Origin of the sequence: Kitasatospora sp. NPDC058170 (assembly GCF_042883905.1) — a bacterium.
GTDB lineage: Bacteria > Actinomycetota > Actinomycetes > Streptomycetales > Streptomycetaceae > Kitasatospora.
Window position 1 is genome coordinate 217698 of record NZ_JBHVUV010000013.1, and the last position, 6374, is coordinate 224071.

General features: G+C 73.4%; 5 protein-coding genes. 4 read left to right on the top strand and 1 reads right to left on the bottom strand.

Annotated elements, in window-relative coordinates; genetic code table 11:
* The first annotated feature begins 10 nt into the window (after positions 1-10).
* The 4 genes from ACFVVX_RS17140 (at position 11) to ACFVVX_RS17155 (ending at position 3529) form a co-directional block, all read left to right on the top strand.
* The gene (locus tag ACFVVX_RS17140; RefSeq protein ID WP_387946187.1) at positions 11-916 is read left to right on the top strand and encodes a LysR family transcriptional regulator; all 906 of its coding nucleotides are present in this window, start codon (positions 11-13) and stop codon (positions 914-916) included.
* A 195-nt stretch (positions 917-1111) separates the two neighbouring features.
* Complete coding sequence (locus ACFVVX_RS17145; RefSeq protein ID WP_387946189.1) at positions 1112-1678, top strand: cysteine dioxygenase; 567 nt, start codon at positions 1112-1114, stop codon at positions 1676-1678.
* Positions 1679-1691: 13 nt separating this feature from the next.
* On the top strand, positions 1692-2735 hold the full coding sequence (locus tag ACFVVX_RS17150; RefSeq protein ID WP_387946223.1) for a YeiH family protein: 1044 nt from the start codon (positions 1692-1694) through the stop codon (positions 2733-2735).
* Between the two features lie 92 nt (positions 2736-2827).
* Positions 2828-3529 (top strand): spermidine synthase, encoded by a 702-nt coding sequence (locus ACFVVX_RS17155; RefSeq protein ID WP_387946191.1) that lies wholly within the window; start codon positions 2828-2830, stop codon positions 3527-3529.
* A 59-nt stretch (positions 3530-3588) separates the two neighbouring features.
* On the opposite strand, the gene ACFVVX_RS17160 is transcribed toward ACFVVX_RS17155, so the two are convergent.
* The gene (locus tag ACFVVX_RS17160) at positions 3589-5859 is read right to left on the bottom strand and encodes a glycoside hydrolase family 18 chitinase (protein WP_387946193.1); all 2271 of its coding nucleotides are present in this window, start codon (positions 5857-5859) and stop codon (positions 3589-3591) included.
* Between the last annotated feature and the right edge of the window lie 515 nt (positions 5860-6374).

The window sequence follows — 6374 nt, forward strand, 5'->3', positions numbered from 1 at the left end:
AGTGGAGCCGGTGTTCGACTCACGGCACATCAGGACCTTCCACGAGGTCGTGCGGGCCGGCTCCTACTCGGCGGCCGCCCGCGAGCTCGGCTACACCCAGCCGGCCATCACCCAGCAGATGAAGGCCCTGGAACGGTCCGTCGGCGTACCGCTGTTCACCCGGGCCGGGCGCGGACTGCGGCTCACCGAGGCCGGCGAGGCGCTCTCCCGGCACGCCGAGGTGATCCTCGGCAGCCTCTCCGCCGCCCAGCAGCAGCTCGCCTCGCTGGCCCGGCTGCGCGCCGGCCGGGTCCGGGTCTGCGCCTTCCCCAGCGCCAACGCCACCCTGATCCCCGAGGCGATGGCCCGGCTGCTCGCCGAGCACCCCGGGGTCCGGGTCGAACTGCTGGAGGCCGAACCGCCGGACTCCCTCCAGCGGCTGCTGCGCGGCGAGTGCGACATCGCGCTGGCCTTCCGCTACCCCGGCGCGCCCGCCGAGCCGCCGGACGGCCTGGACGAGATCCCGCTGATGGAGGACCTGCTCACCGTCCTGCTGCCGGTCGGGCACCCGTTGGGCCGGCGGCACGCCGTCCGGCTGGCCGACCTGGACGGCGAGCGGTGGATCGCCGGCTGCCCGCGCTGCCGCGCCAACCTGCTGCACGTCTGCGCGGAGGAGGGGTTCGCGCCCGACATCGTCTTCTCCACCGACGACAACCTCGCCGTGCAGAGCCTGGTCGCCGCCGGGGTCGGCATCGCACTGATGCCCGCGCTGGTGCTCTCCTTCATGTGCCACCGCAAGGTCACCGGCCGGGCCGTCGAACCGCACCTGCGCCGCCAGGTCAGCGCCTACGTGCTGCGGGAGCACCGCCGGATCCCGGCCACCGCGCTGGTGCTGGACCACCTGCGGTCGGCGGCGGCCGCGCGGGTGGGCTGCTGACGCCCGGCCGTCCCGCTCGGACACCCCGCTGGGGCCGGCCGGCGGGCCTGCTCGCAGGCTCTTCGGATCCGGTCCGCGGGTCGGGCCCCGGGCGGGATCCGGCCGGTGGGGCCCGGCGATTCATAAGCTGGATTTTGGGGATCGCGAAAGAACCCTCGTTGGACGTGATAGGTCCGCCGGGTCGAACCTGCTGCCATGACACCCTCAGCCACGGTCGGCAGCGACCGGCTCACCGAGCGTATGACCGCCCTGGTCGGCGAGATCCGCGCGGTCGTGGACCGCGGCCTGCCTCCGGAACTCACCGCCTACCTGGTCGGCGAGCGCCTCGCCCCGCACCTGGGCGATCCCGGACTGCTCACCGCCGCGCAGCGCGAGGGTGACCCGGACCGCTACCGCCAGCACGTCCTGCACGCCGAGGATGACGGCGGCTTCTCCGTCGTCGCGCTGGTCTGGCTGCCCGGCCAGCAGACCCCGATCCACGACCACGTCTCCTGGTGCGTGGCCGGCGTCCACCAGGGCCAGGAGAGCGAGACCCGCTACCGGCTGGTCTCCGACGGGCGCACCGCCCACCTCGTCGAGACCGAGCACGTGGTCGGCCCGGCCGGCAGCGTCGCCGCCTTCGCCCCGCCCGGCGACATCCACCTGGTACGCAACGCCTGCAGCTCCACCGCCATCTCCATCCACGTCTACGGCGCGGACGTCGCCCGGCTCGGCACCAGCATCCGCCGGGTCTACCGGCTGCCCGCCGACGAGCAGCGCTGAGCGCGGCGTGGCACTGACCATCCGGGAGCGGCGCACCCGCACCCGCCTGCTGCCCCCGCTCGGCGGGGACGCCCCCGGCCTGCTGCTCGCCGCGCTCGGCGTGGCCGCCGCGGTCGCCGTCCACCAGGCCGTCCCGGCCGTGCCCAAGCTGACCGCCGCCGTGGTGCTCGGCATCGCCGCCGCCCACCTGCCCGGGCTGCGCCCGGTGGTCCGCGGCGTCGCCCGGCCCGGTCTGTCCACCGCCGGGCGGCGGCTGATGCGGATCGGCATCGTGCTGCTCGGCCTCAAACTCGGCCTGGACGACGTGCTCGGCCTCGGCTGGGCCACCGTCCTCATGGTGCTCGCGGTCGTCGCCGCCACCTTCGCCGGGACCTGCTGGCTCGGCCGCCGGCTCGGCCTGCCCGGCGACCAGCCGCTGCTGGTCGCCACCGGGTACTCGATCTGCGGGGCCTCGGCGATCGGCGCGGTCAGCCAGGCCGCCGGCAGCGAGGAGGAGGACGTCGCCGCCTCCGTCGCCCTGGTCACCCTCTGCGGAACCCTCGCCATCGCCGTACTGCCGCTGCTCCAGCAGCCGCTCGGACTCGGCGAGGCCGAGTTCGGGCGCTGGGTCGGCGCCAGCGTCCACGACGTCGGACAGGTGGTCGCCACCGCGCAGACCGGCGGGGCGGGCGCGCTGCGCGAGGCGGTGCTGGTCAAGCTGATGCGGGTGGTGCTGCTCGCGCCGCTGGTCGCCGGGGTGGCCGTCGCGATGCGGCGGCGGGCGCGGAAGTCGGGGGAGCAGGCCACGGCCGGCAAGCGACCGCCGATCGTCCCGCTGTTCGTGGCCGGCTTCCTGGGGATGATCGCGCTGCGCTCCACCGGGCTGCTGCCGGACGGAACGCTCACCCTGGCCGGGGACGCCCAGGAGCTGCTGCTGGCGGCCGCGCTGTTCGGCCTCGGCAGCGCCGTCCACCTGCCCACCCTGCTGCGCACCGGTGGGCGGATCGCCCTGCTGGGGCTCGGCTCCTGGGTGGTGGTCGCGGGCGTCTCGTACGCCGGGGTGCTGCTCACCACCTGACCGGGGCGGGCGCCGGACCCGACCGGGGCGGGTGCGGGCTCCGCTATTGTCGGGCGGGTCAGTCCGTACCCGAGCCCTCCGAGGATGACCGAATGGCCACCGCACTGCCCGAACGGGACGGCCTGGACGCCGTCGTCACGCTCGACCGGCGGGAGGGCCCGTACGGCGAGGTGGCGCTGCGCAGGCGCGGGCGGCACTTCGAGATCATCGCGAACGGCTGCTTCCTGATGGACACCGCCGACGGGCGCTCGGAGCGGCTGCTGGTCCAGGCCGCGCTGGACGAGCTCGACCCCGGCCAGCAGCGGCCGGCGGTGCTGATCGGCGGCCTCGGGGTCGGCTTCTCGCTGGCCTACGCGGCGGCCGAGCCGCGCTGGGGGCGGATCGCGGTCGTCGAGCGCGAGGGCGCGATCATCGAGTGGCACCGCAGCGGTCCGCTGGGTGCCTTCTCGGCGGGCGCGCTGGAGGACGAGCGGGTGGCGGTGCTCCACACCGACCTGCTGGACTACCTGGCGGCGGCGGACGGCGAGCGCTACCACGTGCTGTGCCTGGACATCGACAACGGCCCGGACTGGACGGTCACCGACGCCAACGCCGGTCTGTACGGCACGGACGGGCTGGCCGGGATCTGGCACCGGCTGCTGCCGGGCGGGGTGCTGGCGGTCTGGAGCGCGCAGCCGTCCCCGGCCTTCGAGGAGGCGCTGCGGGCGGCGGGCTTCGCGGACGTGGTCACGCGCGAGATCCCGGTGGCCCGCGGGGTGCCGGACGTCGTGCACCTGGCCCGCCGCGCGCGGTGAGCGCACGACGGGCCAGGCGGGTCCGGTTGTGACGGGTCGGGCTGCTTCGGGCCGTCGGGCTACTTCAGGCCGTTGTCCACGGCGGCCATCAGCTCGCCGTTGGGGGTGTCGCCGTCGAAGGCCCAGACCATCGCGCCGGCCAGCCCCTGGGACTTGATCCAGGAGGTCTTGCGGGCGATCTCGGTCGGGTCGTCGTAGGTGTAGAAGACGGTCCCGTTGTAGATGTAGGAGTGGCCGGCCACCGGGTCCCGGTAGATGGTGTAACCACCGCCGGTGGCCATCTGCTTGAGCTTCTTGTAGTCCTCGAAGCCGGCCTCGTAGGTGCCCGGGCCGGGGCCCGTGGCGGACTGGAACAGGCCGTTGGTGGTGCCGCGCGGCACCCCGGTCCAGCCGCGTCCGTAGAACGGGATGCCCAGGGTCAGCTTGCTCTTCGGGGCGCCGCCGTTGACGTACGCGCCGATCGCGATCTCCGAGCTGAACTGCCGGTCCGGGGTGCTCGGGTCACCGGCCGCCAGCTTGATGGCGGACTGCTGGTTGGTGCTCATCTCCCAGCCGCCGTGGTAGTCGTAGCCCTGGATGGTGGCGAAGTCGAAGGCGCCGAACAGGCCGGGGATGTCGATGCCCGCGGTGATCTTCGCCGGGTCGGCCGGGAGGAAGGCGCTCAGCGTGTAGTGCTTGCTGGTGGTGGTGCCGAGCGCGTCCAGCTGGCGGCGGAACTCCTGGGCCAGCAGGGTGTAGTTGGCCTTGTCGGTGGGCCGGAAGATGTTCCCGTCGTGCCCGCCGGAGGCCGGCCACTCCCAGTCGAGGTCGATGCCGTCGAAGATGCCGGCCGCGCTGCCCGCGCCGCCGCGTCCGTCGATGACCGGCAGGTTGCCCTTGATGTACATGTCGATGCAGGAGCTGACCAGCGCCTTGCGGGAGGCGTCGGTGGCGGCCGCGTCGGAGAACCACTTGCTGTAGGACCAACCGCCCAGCGAGATCTGGATCTTGAGGTTGGGGTACTTGGCCTTGAGCTGCTTCAGCTGGTTGAAGTTGCCGGCCAGCTTCTGGTCCCAGGTGTCGGTGGTGCCGGCCACCGAGCTGCCCGCGTCCCAGCCCTTGCCGAAGTCGGCCCACGCGTCACCGGCGCCGTCACCCGCGTTCGGGTCGTTGTCCGGCCCGGCCGCCTTGTTGGTGATGAAGCACTGCTTGGTGGTCGGGTGGATGTTGGCGAAGGCGTAGTTGAGCGTGGTGAGGCGGCCGGCCGAGCCCGAGGTGTCGAGCTGCTTCACGCTGTAGCCGCGGGCGTAGATGCTCCACTGGGTGAAGTAGCCGATCTTCAGCGCGCCGGGGTTGGTCCCGCCGGGCTGGGTCTTGCCGGTCACCGCGTTCGAGGCCGCGGAGACGTTGCCGGCCGCGTCGCGGGCCTTGACGGTGAAGGTGTACGAGGTGTCCGGCGCCAGGTTGCCCACGGTGGCGGACGGGCCGGTGACGGTCGCGGCGACCGCGGTGCCGTTGTAGACGTCGTAGGCGGTGACGCCGACGTTGTCGGTGCTGGCCCCCCACGTCAGCGAGATGCTGTTGGCGTCCGAGCCGGTGACGACCGGGGTGCCGGGGGTGCTCGGGGCCTGCTTGTCCGGGTCGACCGGCGGCTTGGTGGTGGCGCTGACCGGGCCGGCGGCGGCCGAGCGGTTGCCCGCGGCGTCGAAGGCCTGGACGGTGAACTGGTAGGCGGTGCCGGCGGTCAGGCCCTGGACGGTGACGCCGGTGGCGGAGCCGTCCGTGGTGGCCACCTTGGTGGTGCCCTGGTACACGTCGTAGCCGGTGACCCCGACGTTGTCGGTGCTCGCCGTCCAGGACAGGTCGACCGTGGTCTGGGTGGTGCTGCCGGCCTGGAGGCCGCCCGGCACGCTCGGCGCGGTCTGGTCCCCGCCGGTGCCGTCACACGGCTGCCCGTTCAACTTGCAGTTGGCCAGCGGCTTGTAGGTGCCGGAGTAGGCGATGTTGAAGCCGAAGTTGTACGTGCCGCCGGGCGGCAGGGTGGCGGCCCAGCCGGGGTTCTTGACCGTGACGTGCGAGGCCGCGGTGGTGTAGCCCGCGTTCCACAGCGAGGCGATCGTGTTGCCGGACGGCAGGTCGAACTCCAGGGTCCAGCCGTTGACCGGGGCGCTGGAGCCGTTGGTGATGGTGTAGCTGCCCTCGTAGCCGCTGCCCCAGTCGCTGCCCTTGGTGAGGGCCGCGGTGGCGGAGCCCGCGGCGTGGGCGGCGGTGGTGGGCAGGGTGACGGCGAGCAGGGGGACGAGCAGGGTCCCGGCCGCCAGCAGCGGCAGCTTGATCCGACGTCTGCGCATGGGTGTGGCTCCTGTCCTGGGGCCTCCGGGCATGCCGGGTCGCCCCGTTACCTGTGGGGAGGTGTCAGGTGCGTGGAGCAGCGTGCGAGCGCTCCGGCCGTGGGGTGGCGCGGAGCGGGAGACCTCGGGCCGTCGGGGTGCCGCGGAGGATCCTGTGCTCCCCGAGAGTAAAGAGCCGACCGGCAACTGGCAATAGGTCTGTACCAGTTGTCGGTCGTGGGCATGGCAGGCCTTGCGGGGCAGGGCAGTTGACCTGGGCGGCGGCGGGTCCGGGGGTTTCGGCGGTTCGCCCGGCGGCGGTGTCGGAGTCGGCGCCGGCCGCGGGAACGACGACGGTGGCCGCCCCCCTCCGAAGTGGGGGACGGCCACCGGGGCGACTCGCCGGGGGACTTCCGGCAGGGCCTGGGCCCTGGTCCGGACCTAGTGCTGGATTCCTTAAAGGCGGTATACAAATCGGCGTCGGAGTTGGCGGGTCGGTGGTGGTGGTCTGCCCCAGACCCAGGGCTTGGCACGTG

Bases quoted from the DNA above. Each gene is read 5' to 3' on its own strand.
- ACFVVX_RS17160 (WP_387946193.1), bottom strand. From the start codon at position 5,859: ATGCGCAGACGTCGGATCAAGCTGCCGCTGCTGGCGGCCGGGACCCTG.
- ACFVVX_RS17145 (WP_387946189.1), top strand. From the start codon at position 1,112: ATGACACCCTCAGCCACGGTCGGCAGCGACCGGCTCACCGAGCGTATG.
- ACFVVX_RS17155 (WP_387946191.1), top strand. From the start codon at position 2,828: ATGGCCACCGCACTGCCCGAACGGGACGGCCTGGACGCCGTCGTCACG.